Raw genomic sequence first — 16,701 nt, 5'->3', positions numbered from 1 at the left:
GAAGAGGGCGAGTGGACTATGCGAAATTTAATTAATAAAATAAATAAACTAGTAAGCTTGATGTTTTGTTTTCTCCTCTTTATGACTTGCAAAGGCGGTTTGAATGAGACTGAAATGCTTTCAAAACTTGGCTTGCAATGGACGGATTCTTTCCAGTACCCTGCGGTCTTATTAACTAGCCCTTCAAATGGAGCATTGGAAATCTCCTCTGATTCAAGAATCGTCATCGATTTTAGTAAATCAATGAACACAATCATCACGGCAGGTGGCGTCTCCGTTACGGCAAATGGCGGAAATACAACCTTTACTCCGTCTTGGGTTTTTGATTCCAGGTTGATTCTTGATTTTCCGAGTGGTCTTACAGAGGGCAAGAGATACGAGGTCACTCTAAATCGATCTGGTGTAAAGGACTCGGATGGCAACTTCCTACCGAAAAATTTCATTTTTCATTTTTATACCGAAGGGGGAGGGCATGTACCTACGATTCTCTCCTCAAGTCCTCAGCCTAACGGGAGCGTAGTTACTGGTTGGCCTGTAAATGGAAATTTAATAGTAACCTTCTCCGAGCCAATGGACGAGGCGACCACTAATTCGGCTGTTTCCTTAAGTGGTGGAGCAGCCCTTTATATTCCTGTCTGGAATGCTAATCGGACTCAAATGACACTGCAATTGAAGTCAGATTTAGAAATAGGGACCACTTACACTTTAAAGATAGGAACTACGGCTAAAAGCAGTGCCGGCATAGCACTCGCATCCGAGTATTTAGTTGTCTTTAGCACTGGATCTACTTTTACAAGACCTGATGTAGCACCAGACGTGACTCTTGGAACTTCATGGACTTCTCCTGCACCAAGTCCTCTTCCAGCAGTGAACGCTCCATATCATGGGGTTTCGAAGTTCGATAATTTTACGTTCCAATTCACAGAAACAATGGATCGACAAAGTGTTCTGGATGCGATCGCTTTCGAACCTTCTATTTCTGGCGTTTATAGTTGGATTGGTCCGTCCTTGTTGCGATTTACTCCGAACGATCCGCTAACTCAAGGAAAAACGTATCGGTTGAAAATTGATTCAACAGCGAAGTCATCACAAGGGCAACTTTTACAAAATGGCTATGTGATTGATTTCGTCGTAGATGATCCATTCACAAGCGTTCCCATTGCATTTAGTAGCGTAAATGGACGATCGTATGCCATTGCGGATTGTGTGACTCTAATCTCAGACCTGACGATCACAGGCCCCACCTTTCCAAGCCAATCGATTGAAAATGTGATCAATCCGCAGATCGCCTGCACTGCAGTGTATCAATTTGAAGTAAGGCTAAATACAGCGGGTGGCGTTGCATTGAAAACTTCGGGAGACGGGGACGTTTTCTCAAATGCAAATGTGTCTGTAGATTACATGTTTGGCGGCCCAGCCTCTCCGGCTTTAAATATTTATCAAATTAATTATATCCCGACAGCTAACCCGCAAGTTCTTCGAATTCTACTCACAGGAAACCCAGGCAGTGGACTAAGATATAAGTTCTCTTTAAAAGGTGGTACCGGCGGTATCCAAGATACATACGGAAATTTCTTAAATCAGAATTTGGAATTTTTATTTTATGGAAACTAAAGCTAAATTTATAATGCCAATGCAATCTTTTCAAAAAGCAATTTCCATTCTTGCAGTTTTGCTTATATTTAATTGCTCACAGTTCTTAGATAATGCGGATGGACCTTTTTCCTTTTTACCTTCAGTAGATGTTTTAGGTGATATGAACCCACCTACAGTCGAATTCACTTCTCCAGTGCAAGGATCAACTGGAGTCGATCCTGGAAGCCACGTTATAGTTACGTTTTCGAAGGCGATGAATAAGGACTATACTGAGAGTTCTTTCACTCTTACGAATAACGGTCAGACAATAGACGGTTCTTTCGAATGGGTAGATAATACTATGGTGTTTAAGCCAGCAAAACCGTTGTCTTCACCGGGATTGTACACATACGTGCTTTCAAAATCCAGAGCTGAAAGTACAGCGGGTGTAAACTTACTGGATGATGTGAGGATCAATTTTAGTTATAATTCGGATCTTACACAGCCTAAAATAAGTCAAACAATCCCAGCGGACAACGCAACTGCAGTTGCCCCTAATACCTTCTTTACAGTTATTTTTGATAAGCCAATGAATGTGACTTCCGTTCTAAGCGGAATTAGCACAAGTCCAGATATGGGATTACAATTACCGGCTACTGTAATCACAAATAATAATACACGATTTGAGTTTCATCCTTCCGCCGATCTGGCTTATGGAACTGGATATACTGTAACTATTCCTGCGAGTGTAAAGGATGCTTCTGGAAACCAAATGGCTCAATCCAAAAGTATTAGTTTCACTGTTGGGAATGATTTTACACCTCCCACATTATCTTCTATCCAGTTTTCAAGCCTTCCAACGAACCATGTAGCCAATGAATTTAACGTGATATCTGGCATGAATAAGACAGATTCTATAATTTTAGATTTTTCGGAGCCTGTTCGACCTTCTTCATTACTAGAAGCAATTTCCATTTCTCCATCTCAAAGTTATCGTGTTACTCAATTAAACGGTCCTGGAAGTTCTTATTCGATTACTTTTGACGACCCATTGGATGTTTATCAGGTTTATAATTTCAAAATTACAACTTCAATAGTGGATCTGCAAAACAATAAGCTAGATAAAAACTATAGTTACTTTTTTAAGATAAACGGGTCATTTTCTCAGAAAATCAGAATGCGAGCGATCTTTTCGGATTCTGGATTTGCAAACTCACTTTTTACGAACCAAATTAATACTAGCGCTCCTCAGTTGACAACTGGCACTTGTTCCGCGATAGAATGTACCCAGCAACTTTACCTTCATTTTTGCTATGACGATGGTACGGGAAATTGTCCGGCTTCTCCGTTCACTTTGACAACTGGTTCTGTTATATTCTTGAGTTCACTTAAAGTATCTGTCGAAAAGGAATTTGGGCCAACCTCTGTTGGTTGTTTGGAATATATAAGTAATATCACAGATGCAACGCCCGTTACTTATACACCCGCCAGTGTTCTCGTGTTTAACACAACGGCCGCTTGTCTGGATATAGGAAGCACTTATCTAATCCGAGTAAAAGGTGGGTCTTCCGGAATAACTGATAATTTTGGAAATCTTATGGACCAGGATTATACAGTCCGGGTTAGATTTTGATTTTTAATAAATGACCCTTTATTTTTTAAAGAATCGAATTACCACACTCGTTGTTTTACTTTTAATCCTTTTAGTTGGATTTGTAAGTTTAAAAGATCTTAAAATCGATCTATTACCGGACATTTCTTATCCAACCTTGACTGTGGTTACGGTATATGAGAATGTTTCTCCTTCCGAAATCGAAACCCTGGTAACAAAACCTATCGAGGAAATAGTCTCTTCGGTTAACGGAGTGGATCGTATCACCTCTGAATCCTTAGAAGGTGTATCCTTAGTGAAAATAAGATTTCGCTGGGGTACAAATATGGACACGGCTTCTATCCAGACCCGAGAGAAAGTGGATCTTGTGAAGGGGAGCCTTCCCATCGATGCTAAGAAGTCTATTGTACTCAAATTTGATCCGAATGACGCTCCTTTACTCCAAGTTGCCGCTGTCTCAACTGGATTAGATCCAAAGGAACTAAGAAGTTTTATAAAGAAAAACCTTTCACCTTATTTCGAGCGGGTAGATGGAATTGCTGCAGTATCTATCACTGGGGGATACGAAAAGCAAATTCTCGTAAATATAGATCGTGGAAAACTTGATGCTTATGGTTTGAGTCCACAAGAAATCGTTCGAGGAGTTGCTTCGAACAATTTCAATTTTCCCGCGGGAAATATAAAGAGAGATGATCGTGAAATCCTTGTTCGGACTATGGGTGCCTATGAAAACGTGGAGGCGATTTCCGAACTTGTCGTTAACTTATCCGAAAAAGGCGCTCCAGTCTATTTACGAAATATCGCTGAGGTCTTAGATTCTTATAAAGAAAGAACCAGTGTTAGCTATTTTAATACTGATGAGTGTGTTGCGATCATTCTAAAGAAAGAGGCAGGAAAAAATAGCGTAATTATTGCGGATGAAGCAAGAGAACTAATCGATTCTTTAAATAAAGAATTCGGAAACAAAGTAAAACTAATTGTAGTCGCAGATCAAAGTAAATTTATTCGAGAGTCCATTTCAGGAGTAGCACTAGCAGGAATTCAAGCGATCGTAATTTGTTTTTTTGTTTTGTCCTTCTTTCTTGGAACATTCCGAGAATCGGCAATTGTTACTCTTTCGATACCTATATCGATATTAGTTACGATTGTTTTCTTTTATTTTCAAAAGATGACATTAAATACGATGTCTCTCGGTGGATTGTCCGTCGGGGTCGGTATGATGGTGGACTCTTCTATTGTAGTGTTAGAGTCTATTTATGCCTTTAGAAAGACTAAAAGAACTGCCTTTGAGAGTGCTTTGGAAGGTACGAAGGATGTTTTTGGCTCCTTATTTGCATCTACCCTAACAAGTATCGTTGTTTTCTCACCTATATTATTTTTAGAAGGGATAGCGGCTTCAATCTTTAGAGAATTTGCACTCTCTATTACTTACTCTCTTATTTCGTCCTTTTTTGTCTCCGTCACTTTTATTCCGGTACTTACTACGTTGCCGATGTTTTCTTCCAGCTCCGAAGGATTTGCAATCTTTCGTCCATTCTGGGCTTTTAGAGAAAGAATTTTAAATGTATTAGAAACGCTATATGTATTCGGAATAGAGACAATATTAAAAAAACCGAAGTTGATCTTACTTTCGATCTTAGGATTAATATTCGCAACTATTGTATTTTTCAAATTCCTTCCAACGGAATTAATGCCCCAGGTTCAAAAAGCGGATTTAAACGCGAAGGTAGTTTTACCTCCTGGATCTTCTTTGCAAAAGACCGAAGAAGTATCCAAAGAAATTCTAAATGATTTAGTAAACTCCGGCTTCGTGGAAAATGCCTTTTTGAAAGTAGGGTACGAAGAAAGAGATCTTGTAATTAACCCGAAAGGAGACTTCGGATTAAATAGATCCGAACTTTTTTTACAATTGGTTCGATATGACAGCGCAGAAGATCTCTTTGAGTCTACCAAAGATCAAATTAAGGAGATCGAACTAAGAACAGGAGCCCAGCTTATTTTCATACCAGCTAAGGACTTACTTTCCGATCTTCTTCCTGAAACAAATGAAGGCTTGGTATTAGAAGTCTCTGGTCAGGATCTATTCTTAGTCCGTGAGATCTGTAAGGAAATCCAATCAGAAATACAAAAGACTGGAAAGTTCGGAGAGGTTACCACATCCTTTGGTGAAGACACCCCGGAAATTCGAGTTTTAATCGATCGAGATAAAATGGCTACCTTTGGGTTATCTGTTGAGGCGGTGGCTAAGACCTTAAGGTCTGTAATAAAAGGGGAGGCTGCCACTCGATTTAAACGGAACGATGAAGAGATACCAGTACTAATTCGTCACCGGCTTAATGATCGGACAGGAACGGATTCATTAAGCAATACACTTTTCAAAATTTCTTCGGGAGCACTAATTCGGTTACAAGACTTTGCAACGATTGTTTCAGGGAATTCGAACAGAAAAATTTTAAGATACGATGGTAAAAGAGTAGGGCTTGTCAGAGCTCCGCTTGTCTCAATAACTTACTCCGAAGCTTTAAAAATTGCAGAACCAATAATTGATAAATACTCCAAAAAGAAAGACATATCCATTCTTCCAGGTGAAACACAAAAGATCATGGAAAAATCGATTCAATCTTTAACCTTCGCAGTATTACTTTCAATTCTTCTAGTTTACATGGTTCTTGCTTCGAATATGGAAAACCTCGGTCTTCCATTTATTATTTTATTCTCAATCTTTGTTTCCGGGGCAGGGGTAGGGATTGGTCTCATTTTAACTGGAAATACTCTTAATATCATTTCCTTGATGGGAATAATACTGCTCGCAGGTGTTGTAGTAAATAACGCAATTATACTAATCGAATATTACCAATTGCATGAAAAAGACTATAAAAGTATCGATGAGCTTGTAATAGCAGGTGGAAGAAGACGCTTAAACCCTATTTTAAGTACTACGGCTACAACGATCTTCGGATTGTTTCCGCTCCTAATTACTTTTGGGCCTCGTTCTCCTCAAGGTCCAATGGCAGCTTCCGTTATGGGTGGTCTTTTAGTATCTACCGCCCTTACTCTTCTTTTTGTCCCCGTGGCTTATAGATGGTACTTTAATCGATTTCTAAAGGGAAGAAAGTAATAAGTGAACTCTATTTTATCTTTCTTTCTTAAAAGAAGAATAACGACGTTCATGTTATTCGGCGGATTCTTTTTTTGGGGATTACTTTCTGTAAAACTTCTTCCTGTTTCCTTAATGCCTCCGACGGATTCTCCGGCTTTAAGTATAGTCACAAAATATCCGGGTGTCGCTCCATCTAGAATTGAAGAAATTCTAACTAAACCGATGGAAGAACAGATTGTCGGAGTTGGAGGTTTGGAATCTATTTACTCCACTTCGGAGGAAGGGGAGTCACGAATTAACGTCATCTTTTCCGATGTAAAAGATATTACTCTAAAATCTGTAGAACTAAAATCCAAGATCGATTTAATTCGGCACACTTTCCCGAGAGAAGTGCAAGAACCCACAGTTATCCGTTATGATCCAAGTGATCGGCCTATATTCATTGTAAAATTAGAATCATCTGCCTATTCCTTAAAAGAACTAAGAGAAATAGCAGAAAACAAAATTAAAAAAAGGTTAGAAAGAGTCGATGGAGTTAGCGAAGTCCGCGTGGGTGGAGGACGCTACCGCGAAATCCTCGTAGAAGTAAACAGAAACTATCTTAATTTCCTTGGAATATCCTTGTCCGAAGTGATGGAGAGCATTCGTACATCCAATGTGGATCTTCCGGCTGGTAGAATAGGGGAAGGTAACGGTTGGATTAATGTTCGAGTAATTGGTAAATTTTCCGCCCTGCGAACTATGGAGGAAATTATCATCAGATCTCCTTCGCAAAATAAATGGGTTAAGCTTAAAGAATTAGGAAGCGTTTACGATGGTCATAGAGACCGCGAAGATATTTCCAGGGAAAACGGAAATGAAAACGTAACGATATATGTTCAAAAAGCGGGGGATGCCAATACAATTTCGGTATGCGAAGGATTAAGAGAGGAACTCTCTCAAGTAACTTTCCCTGAAGTAAAAAAAGAAATCACATACGACCAATCGGAATATATTCAGGTTTCTATAGATAGAGTAGCGGGATCTGCTTTGACAGGTGGCATTATGGCTGTAATCGTAATTTTCCTTTTCCTGAAAAACATTAGAGCGACTCTTATCGTTGGAGCTTCTATCCCATTATCCATAATAATAACATTTGCGTTTATGTTTATATGGAAAATAGGATTGAACGTAATGACCTTGGCGGGTCTTGCTCTTGGGGCAGGGTTACTTATTGACAATTCTATAGTTGTATTGGATCGAATTTTTCGAATTAGACAATCAATCGTTAGCGGAGAAAAACCAAACAAAAAAGTAGATTTATCTGGAATCGCAGACGAATCGGTACTTAGTCTATACAAGGAACTTGCAGCATCTACTTTAACAAATATTGCAGTATTCTTGCCGTTCTTTTTTGGATCAAGAGAGTTAAAGCAATTGTACGGCGGAATGGCTTTAACGGTAAGCTTTTCCATTTTAATTTCTTTAGTAGTTTCACTTTTCTTTCTACCTCAACTAGCAAAATTGTTCTTAAATAAGCCAGAACACTTTGAAAATACTGGCCTTATCGAAATTAGAGATAAAATAAATTCCATTCTTAAAACCGTAGGCATTAATCTAAATTTCAACATTCGTCAAAGTTCGAATTCTAAAATTATGAGAACTTTCGAACGATTTCGAAAATATTTCAGATTGGACTATGTTCGAAAAAAGTACCTTAGATTACTCACCTGGTTTTTTCGACGACCAAAATGGACTTATGTAATTTTAATTTCCCTTTGTGCAGTAGGCATTGGGATCACTCCTTTTTTGAAACAGGAATATATCGATCCAGTTGATGCCGGAGAGATTCGGGCGAGCGTTGAATTGGAAACTGGCACTCACTTGGATGCAACAAGCCAGCAAGTCAAGCGAATAGAAGAACTTCTAAAAACAATCCCTGAGGTGGAGAAAATAAATTCTAAAATTGAGAAGTGGCACGCAGATCTTTATATAAAATTAAAACCTTTGGATAAAAGGAGTAAAACTTCCGAAGAATTAATTTCTGAATTCAAGGAACTTACTTCTCCATTACAGGATGTTTTCGTTTATTACGTTGAAAATTCCTCTATGGATAGTAGCAGAGAACTGGACCTTGAATTTATCGGGGATGATACAGAGGCTTTAAAGAAGATCGCCAAGAATGCAGCTTCGACGATAAAACAAATACCCGGGATCCAGGAGACTGTATTACGATTTAGGGATGGAAAGCAGGAATTTCTCTTAAATATACATCAAGATAAAATGGCATTAACAGGATTAACTTCCGAAGAGGTCGGAAATTATATCCGCACAGCAATCCAAGGCTCAATTCCAACCAAGTTTATAGAGGATTCTAAGGAAGTAGATATTAGGGTTCGTTTTCGAGAAGAAGACCGATTGAATATCGAACAAATTCCAAATTATAGAATCCCCGGAGATAAAACCTCCATTTCCATAGCAGAGCTTTCCATTCAAAAAGAAAAGGAAGGTGAAACGAAAATTTATCGCAAGAATAAAAGAAGGATGGTTACTATAACGGCAAAGTTGGGGTCCTTGGATCTTGGGACGGCTGTGGAGAAAATCAAAGCTTCCTTATCTTCCTTGGAATTACCTAACAATTACTATTTCGAATTCGGAGGTTCTTTTAAAAAGCTACAAAAGAATAGAATCGAAATGTTATTCATGATATTTTTGGCGGTGTTTTTAATCTTTTGTATTTTAGCTTCTTTGTTTGAGGATCTTCTTCTTCCTTGGCTTTTGATGATCTCCGTTCCACTTGGAATATTCGCAGATCTAATCATTCTATTTTGTTTTAGGATGAGTTTAAATATATCTGTTTATATAGGCTTTATACTTTTGGCGGGGATAGCAATCAATAACTCGATTATGCTTGTGGATCAGGCTTTACACCATTTTAGAAATAGCTTGGCAAAAAATAAGAATTTTTCCTTACTTCGAGCTAGCGTTCAATCTGCCTCAGAAAGGTTACGGCCGATACTAATGACCACATTTACTACGACAACGGCCCTTATCCCTACCATGCTTGATTTCGGAGAAGGAAGTCAGCTTTGGAGACCCCTTGCTATTACTGTCTTTTGGGGGCTTAGTATTTCTACGTTTCTAACGTTGCTTATAGTTCCTGTAATGTTCTTCCACTTTCAAGGAAGAACGATTAATAGGGGAGGGGGATTTAGTTTTTTCAGCTTCCTTCGCAGGAAAAAACAATTTCGGACAATTCCAATTCACTAGATTTATTTGGAAACCGGGCTTTTGTCTTTAGGTTTGGGCGTTGGTTCACCCTCTTTTATGTTTCCTACAGAACCAATTGCCACAAGTTCTCCTACGGATAAATCTCCTGCAATTCGAGAAAGCTCTCCGCTTACTCCTTCAATGTTTACTCTCTTTTTGAATAACAATCCCTTATTATCTACAAATATGAATCCTTCATCCTTCTCTTTGCCAGACAGGATACTCTTAGAAGGTATGTAAAATGCTGGGACTGGATGTAAGTCTTGAATTTCAGCCCGTGCAAACATTCCTGGTTTCAATACATCTTTTTCATTTCTATAAATGACCTTTATTTCTGCAGTCCGGCTTTGCGGATCCACAAGAGGACTAATGATTAGAATTTTACCTTTAAATCTCTTTTTAGGGAAGGCATCTATAGTGAATTCAACTTCTTGGTTTGGTGTAATTCTACTAAGATCAGATTCGTTTACGGAGAACTTCAAGAGAACTTCGGAATCATCAACGACTACAAAAATTGCTTGCCCTTCTTTTACAGCCTCTCCGACAAATATCGAACGGGCCGCAACGATTCCTTTGATAGGTGAAAGTATAGTGGACTCTTTTATAAGCAGATTTGTAGAGTCAATGCTTGCCTGAATACTTCTTAGATTTGCAATAGCGATGTCTAATTCGGATTTTTCAACGATTGTATTTAACTCTAAGAGGGCTTCATTCAGCTTACTTGGCTCTTTCGGAATTGGAATTCCTGCTTTTTTTAAATCTTCGGCTCTATATCCAATTTGTATTGTATCTAAACTCTTTTGGGCTTTGAAATAATTTGTCTGAGCAGAAATTAAAGCAGTTTCCACTCCCTTAAGTTCGGTTTCTGAAACAGCACCTATTTTAAATAGCTCTTGTTTATTCGAGAAAGTCCGTTGTAGGTTCTCTAGAGTAGCTTTCGATTCGTTTACATCGGCTCTTGCTTTCTCAATGTTCGAAATTTCCCTTTCTACTCTTTGTTTGGCCTGAATATACCTGGATCTACTTAGTTCGATTTGTTTATTTTGGACTTCTAGCGATGCTAAATCTTTTTTAAGCTGAATTTCTAGATTTAGAGTTTCGATCTTTGCAAGCGGTTGACCTTTAGAAATTCTATCTCCCTCTTCGCGAAATATTTTCTCCACCCTTCCTAATACTTTAGAGGAAATTTCTGCCTTTTGAAAGTGAGAAACACTTCCAAGTAAGCTTACAATCGTTTGTTGTTTTTTCAAATCCAGTGGAACCATTTCGAAGGGAGAGGTAATATCCTCTTCTACAGTATCTTTTTTCTTTTTTCCACAGCTTAGTATTTGTAGTGAAATAAGTATAATAACAAGAATTGTTTTTGATTGTATCATTTGAATTGGTTTTTCCTTTATTTATTAACCTTTATTAGTTCAAGGCTATCAAGGCTTGCGCCTACTGCCATTTCAAGCTGGGATACTGCAGTCAAATATTGAACACGGCTTGTAATCATCGTATTCAAAGCTTGCAAATAGAAGATTTCTGTTTCAGCTAAGTCCACTCGCTTAGCGTCCCCGAGAGAAACTTCTTTCTCTTTAATTTTTAATCTTTTTTCGAAGGTTTTTGCGTTTTCGTCAGCTAATAGCATAGATTTCCAACACTGATGATAGTTTTGTAGGGCTTTGAATACTTCATTTCTTACTATATCATCCTGTTGTCTTCGAGTAATCTTAGCTTGTTCAGCAGCTATTCCGGTAGAAGCAATCTTTCTTTTATATTGAAGATTATCCATGATATTCATAGTGGTTGTGGATGTTAGGGACTTATTTGTGTCGTCGTTACGGGAAATATAATTGGAGGTGTCTTGGAGAGTATTAGCTCCAATAGGCATACTTAGTTTAAAATTGAAGCCATATTCTCTTTGTTTAGGCTCAAATCTATCTCCGGATCCTGCATAGTATCCACCGACAGATAACGTCGGGATATAAAATGACTTTGCTATTTCAAATTCGGATAAAGCTTGTAATTCGGCAGCCTTGTTTCGTTCGAATTCTACTCTAGATTGGAAAGCTAGGCTTACCAATTGATCGAGAGGTATCTCTTTATATGAAAATTGAATTCCTTTAAGAATATCAACACCGAGAATAATATTTGTAGTGCTTGGTAGTCTTAATTGGATTTTGAATTCTTCTATTCCGCTCAGTAAGGCTGTTTCGGATTTTTGGTATTGTAGTTGGATTTCATTTAGACGATTCTCTATTTGAAGAACTTGTAATTCAGTTGAATCCCCTAGTTGCTTCTCTCTTTTGGCGAACCGTAACTGTTCCTTTTGCCTATCAATAGACCTTTTTTGGATCTCCATTTGGGCTTTGTTGGTTAAAAGTGTATAAAATGCGGATCGAACCTTAAACTTTAAATTGTTAATTCCAAGAAGAAAGTCGTATTTCGATAAATTCAGATCGTTTAAGGCAGCTTGTAGGGCCAAGGATCTCCTTCCACCGTCATAAACCACTTGGTCCATAGTGAGTGCAAGCCTTTGGGACCTACTTTCTGAATCGTTTTCTACTACGTTTGCATTTCTAAACCAAGAAACGGAAGCAGTTGGGAAATACGATCTCCAATTCTCCTTCACAAGTAACGCTTTGATTTTTTGTTGGCCGCCTAATAGACGTAGCTCTGGACTATTTTCTATAGCGATATCTTCCGCTCTTTGCTGATCGAGTACAAGGACTTCATTTTCCCCAAGTATTGATAATGATCCAAACAAAATGGAAAGAAGAACTATTTTTCTAATGCACTTAACTTTTAATGATTGGTTATTCATTCTAAGCATATACAAGATATAGAATTAAAAAATTAATTATTCCCAAAACTTCCACTTAAAGCCGGTCTTATTGGAAACCCCAACTGTAATCGCAATTTTCGAAGCCATCATTTCGGCAAGAATCGAGTTATTTGAAAAGATTTCCGTTGTGACGGGTGAGCTAAGTTTTAATTGGCCTAAAAGAGTACCGTTTTGCGAATACATCCGGATGAAAATGCCGGTTGTGATTTCCTCGTCTAAAATGTTCCCTAATCTCTTTTCGTAAATGTAACCATCGACGTAAATATCGCACTTAGCTAGAGCGCACACTTTTTGAATAACTTCGGGTTTGAGCTCGATAGGCTTATCGCTTGTCTCAAGTACAAAATTGGAGGAAAACATAGTGGGAGTAGCCGAAGGGGAGGGACTAATAGTATTTCCGACTGTTTCACTTGTGGTTTGAGTAGGGTGTTTGGTTTCTATTGGAACCTCTTGGACTTGGGCCTCGATGCCTTCCTTTAGCAAATAGAAACGAAGATTATTCGTGAAATTCTCGCCTGCAAAGGTAGCAAAGGAATTCGGTTTTGTCTGAATTCTATTTATGGCGATTCGTCTAATGTTTGGGAATCTCTCTGAAGGATTTTTAGCTTCTATAATCTCGGAAGAGAACCGGACTTTGGCTGTTTGATAACTCGAACAAGACGTGGAGAGTAAGACTAAAAAGATCAAAAAATAAGAAATTGAATTATTTGTTCTCATAAATATTCCGTTTAAAGTATTCCTTCTTACCATTTAGTTAATTTTCGGAAGTTCGTATTTTTTCTGATTGAAAATTTGTTTAGCAATCGAAGATAAATGAAGGATCTTACTTAGTATGAATTTACACATTTCCATGCCGGTTACAAAAGGAGCTGATTGTATAAAACTTTTACTTATCATATTCGTTTTGGCATTGAGCGTTAAGTGTGAATTGAAAGACGATAGTAATTCCACAGATAAGCTTCTTAAAGAATTCGTAAATGGTGTCGCTACCCCATCTTCCAGCGGTTCTTCCGGTAGTAACAACAGTCTCTTCACAGTCGGCGGAACTATCTCCGGAATGGACGGTGGTAAAACTATCACACTAGCGAATAACTTATTTGAAGTTTCCGTATTCGTTTTTAACGGCCCTTTTTCTTTCCCTTTCTCCTATGAAAATCATGCTACTTACGCGGTCTCGATTACTAGTCAGCCGTCGGGACAAACTTGTTCATTGGCAAATCAAAACGGATCAATACAGGGAGCTAACGTAACGAGCGTTATAATCCTTTGCAATTAAGCCTGTTTTTCGTTAAAAAATTATCCCTAAAGTAACTAGACATACTAAACAAGTGTATATTTCAAATTGAATGATACAATAAAATTGTCGGTCACTATGAAGTTTTTCTTGCTTATTTTTGTCATTCTTGCAATAAAAGTCGAAGGTTATAGGGCGAATCCGTTTTTATATGATTTTGGGAAGAATAGGATGGTATTTTAGGACATTGGCTTTTGCCATATTTGCGTTCTGTTCAATTGCCATTTTACTTCCTTCGATTGATCAATTAAGTGCCTCTTCGGAAAATTACGAGCGTCCGCTTCGAGTTTCTTGGGAAGAAGAAGCTCAAGACCGAATTGAGGCATCCTTCAATCAGATAAAGGATTCGAATCTATCCACTTTTGTTCTTAGTGAAGATGATATCAAAAGAATCGATAACTCTACTTCACTTGTGATTCTTTTAGCTGAGGAAGCTTTTGAATTTAACTTAACTCACAAAAGAGAAGCAAGCATTAGGCCAGTAAGTCTAGTAGATAATATTAAATTAGATAACACGAGTGAAAAAGAGAATTCTTCCTCTTCGTTAGGGGACTTTGAATCGATTAGTTTGATTTTGTCTGAAATGCTAACTGGGAAATTCTTTAAAGAAAAGAATCCAGATCAGGTATCTTCTCTTTTTCGAACCCAATTCCCTAATTCGAATTCAATCTTACTAAGTAATCATTTCTCGCAAACGAATCATCAATTAAAATCATTTAAGAAATTTAGAAGATATTTAGCGAAACTAACTCATTCAGATCCGGATGGTTGTAAAATTAATTTTTCTTTCCCTCCTTCCTGCTCTTCCAAATTCAAATCTAGTTTCTTTCTAAAATCTTTCTCTTCCTTAAGTTTCCAACGAAACAATAAATTCTACATCCCTGTAGGCGTGTTGGCACAGACTCTTTTCCGAGCCTGGACTTTGAATCGCATTTATAAATTAACTTTGCCTTTAGATCAAAAGGAACAATTAGCATGAATCAAGAATTTCAAGTAGCTTTAAATAAATATAATCTCAAGAGGTTGGAATTCTATTTTCATAATATTCTATCCTCAGATCTGAAATTTATAAAGAGATCTAAGAATGTTAGGACAAGAAGACTCATTTATAGATCAGCTATTCAATTAGCAGTTTCTTTTTTCCGAAAGTTATTCGTTACAATTTTAATGTTAGAGATTGGCGTCGCACCTCTAAGCGCGGACCCAACCATTTTTAGAGATCTTTGGAAAAATGGATCGGATGGAAAATTAGAAAGACAATACGACAGGGCAAGCTCTTCAAATTCGGAAGCTGATTGGAATGATTCGGTAAATAGAGGTTTTTCCGTACTTCGCGCGGACTGGGAAGCGGCAGCCGATAGCGCTATAGAGAAAAACTTACTTGAGAACGGTGGAAGTTCCAATACCACGCTTAAAGATCAGCTTTTACAAGAGAAGGCCCTTGTCAGGAGTGAATGGGAAGAAGACGTTCAAGAAGAAATAGAAAACCGTAAAGGTCAATGGAAAGCTAAAGTTGCTTCCAATGGCCTTGAGGAAACTCTTGCGACCATTGATAAAAATGCGCTCATCCAAGCTGTATTACAAGCCGGAGTTGCTGCGCAAGCTGGAACGAATGCGGGTGAAAAAGCAGGTCTTTTCGACTCAACTATGAAAACCTTTCTTACTAGTTTTCGTTCCGATTGGGAATCAGACTTAAACTCTAAAATAGAAGGCATTGAAAGTAATTCCAATCTCTTAACAGATACACAAAAACAAGGCTTTGAGACAGCTTTAGCAGATATAAAGAAGAGTATTCTAGCTGAATATTATTATGAGGAAAATTCAATTGTCGCTGCTTATCGGGCAAACTTTGTTTCTAAGGCAAATGCGGCAGACGATATAGATGGTCAAATTGCTCAAGAAACAGATCCAAATAAACTCGCATTACTATTAATCGAAAAAGCTCAAAAAAGTGCAGGTGATCTTTCAGGGCTTGTTACAACACCAAATTCATCCAATGTGGATCCAAATACGATCGTTACAAATGGGGATGACTACCAATCTAAGTTTCTAGCTGCTCTTCAATCCGGTCAAAAACAATGGCAAGATGCAATCGATCAGTTGGTTTTAGGAAAACTTAGATATGATAAAGAAGTAGAACTCCAATGGAAGTCAGGTGAGGCAGATTGGTCAAACGCGTACAACCAAATCTTGAAAGCAAAAGCAGACTGGACTCAAGTTGTAAATGCTCAAATTCAGAAAGGATTGCAATCCTGGGATGAATCTGAAGCGCAGTTAAAAGCGAATAAAGAACAAGCACTTGCTGAACTAGATAGAACACTTGCGACTCAATCTGAACAGTGGCAAGCTCATGTAAGAGGAATTGAAAGTATTGTAGTTGGCGGAGCAGATACTCTAACTACAATTCAATCGAATATTCAATTCTTTGAAGGAGCTATTGCTAGGGCGGAAAAACCAAATAGCGGTTATCCTGCCTCTGTAGTCACAGAATACAAATCACAACTTACATACTGGCAAGGTTTAGAAACTAGGATTCGTGATTTAGTAAAAAATTCTCAAAATACTCTGCATGACGACGACGTTAGAGGAACGGACGGTCTCTTAAGTTCCACCGGGATATATACTTCCCAAGAATTGGAGCTACGTATTGCACAGGCTGAATTAAAAGTCTTACAAGAAAATCAAACTAGAGCACAATCAGTTTACGATTATGCAGTGGCAAATGTCGGAAACAAAACTGCTGCACAATTAGAGGAGGAACTTACATCCGTAAAAGCCGATTTTGAAGCAAAGCAAAGCGCATATTTAGCACTTCTCTCCGAATTAAATGGAAGCAGCGCAACAAGTACCTATTCTCAAACCGGATTAGACTCTACTTCTTCTACAACGGCAAATTCGACAACTACAAGTCCTACAAGTATCTTAACGGATCTCGAAGCCGCAAATAAGGTTTTAGAAGATAAAAGGAAAGCCTTAGAGCTCGCTCGTTCGGAATTAATGAATTCCCAAAATGCTTACGATAGCACGTATAACTTCGTATAATG

General features: G+C 38.1%; 10 protein-coding genes. 7 read left to right on the top strand and 3 right to left on the bottom strand.

Annotated elements, in window-relative coordinates; genetic code table 11:
- The first annotated feature begins 18 nt into the window (after positions 1-18).
- Genes LEP1GSC185_RS09920 through LEP1GSC185_RS09905 form a run of 4 tightly spaced genes read left to right on the top strand, consistent with a single transcriptional unit; the run spans position 19 to position 9,536 of the window.
- Positions 19-1,614, top strand: a complete 1,596-nt coding sequence (locus LEP1GSC185_RS09920; RefSeq protein ID WP_008591858.1) for an Ig-like domain-containing domain — start codon at positions 19-21, stop codon at positions 1,612-1,614.
- Positions 1,604-3,208, top strand: a complete 1,605-nt coding sequence (locus LEP1GSC185_RS09915; RefSeq protein ID WP_008591906.1) for an Ig-like domain-containing domain — start codon at positions 1,604-1,606, stop codon at positions 3,206-3,208. Before LEP1GSC185_RS09920 ends, LEP1GSC185_RS09915 begins: the two co-directional genes overlap by 11 nt.
- Positions 3,209-3,218: 10 nt before the next feature.
- A complete protein-coding gene (locus tag LEP1GSC185_RS09910; RefSeq protein ID WP_008591845.1) occupies positions 3,219-6,305 on the top strand; it encodes an efflux RND transporter permease subunit in 3,087 nt (1,028 codons plus the stop codon).
- Between the two features lie 3 nt (positions 6,306-6,308).
- On the top strand, positions 6,309-9,536 hold the full coding sequence (locus LEP1GSC185_RS09905; RefSeq protein ID WP_008596666.1) for an efflux RND transporter permease subunit: 3,228 nt from the start codon (positions 6,309-6,311) through the stop codon (positions 9,534-9,536).
- Positions 9,537-9,538: 2 nt separating this feature from the next.
- Here the strand turns inward: LEP1GSC185_RS09905 and LEP1GSC185_RS09900 are convergent, their stop codons facing one another.
- Genes LEP1GSC185_RS09900 through LEP1GSC185_RS09890 form a run of 3 tightly spaced genes read right to left on the bottom strand, consistent with a single transcriptional unit; the run spans position 9,539 to position 13,080 of the window.
- On the bottom strand, positions 9,539-10,912 hold the full coding sequence (locus LEP1GSC185_RS09900) for an efflux RND transporter periplasmic adaptor subunit (protein ID WP_008591905.1): 1,374 nt from the start codon (positions 10,910-10,912) through the stop codon (positions 9,539-9,541).
- A gap of 17 nt (positions 10,913-10,929) precedes the next feature.
- Positions 10,930-12,342, bottom strand: a complete 1,413-nt coding sequence (locus LEP1GSC185_RS09895) for a TolC family protein (RefSeq protein ID WP_232298440.1) — start codon at positions 12,340-12,342, stop codon at positions 10,930-10,932.
- Between the two features lie 36 nt (positions 12,343-12,378).
- Positions 12,379-13,080, bottom strand: a complete 702-nt coding sequence (locus tag LEP1GSC185_RS09890) for a lipoprotein (protein ID WP_008591900.1) — start codon at positions 13,078-13,080, stop codon at positions 12,379-12,381.
- A gap of 115 nt (positions 13,081-13,195) precedes the next feature.
- On the opposite strand from LEP1GSC185_RS09890, the gene LEP1GSC185_RS09885 reads away from it, so the two are divergent.
- The 3 genes from LEP1GSC185_RS09885 to LEP1GSC185_RS09875 all read left to right on the top strand — a co-directional run bounded on the left by LEP1GSC185_RS09885 (position 13,196) and on the right by LEP1GSC185_RS09875 (position 16,699).
- Entirely contained in the window at positions 13,196-13,639 is a 444-nt protein-coding gene (locus LEP1GSC185_RS09885; protein WP_010513352.1) for a hypothetical protein, read from the top strand.
- Positions 13,640-13,844: 205 nt separating this feature from the next.
- The gene (locus LEP1GSC185_RS09880) at positions 13,845-14,636 is read left to right on the top strand and encodes a hypothetical protein (RefSeq protein WP_232298439.1); all 792 of its coding nucleotides are present in this window, start codon (positions 13,845-13,847) and stop codon (positions 14,634-14,636) included.
- A complete protein-coding gene (locus LEP1GSC185_RS09875; protein ID WP_008596651.1) occupies positions 14,633-16,699 on the top strand; it encodes a hypothetical protein in 2,067 nt (688 codons plus the stop codon). The genes LEP1GSC185_RS09880 and LEP1GSC185_RS09875 overlap by 4 nt, the downstream gene beginning before the upstream one ends.
- Positions 16,700-16,701 lie beyond the last annotated feature (2 nt).

This window comes from Leptospira licerasiae serovar Varillal str. VAR 010, from assembly GCF_000244755.1.
Classification (GTDB): domain Bacteria; phylum Spirochaetota; class Leptospiria; order Leptospirales; family Leptospiraceae; genus Leptospira_B; species Leptospira_B licerasiae.
The sequence above is the reverse complement of the archived record's forward strand: the minus strand, read 5'-3'. Positions and strand labels throughout refer to the sequence as shown.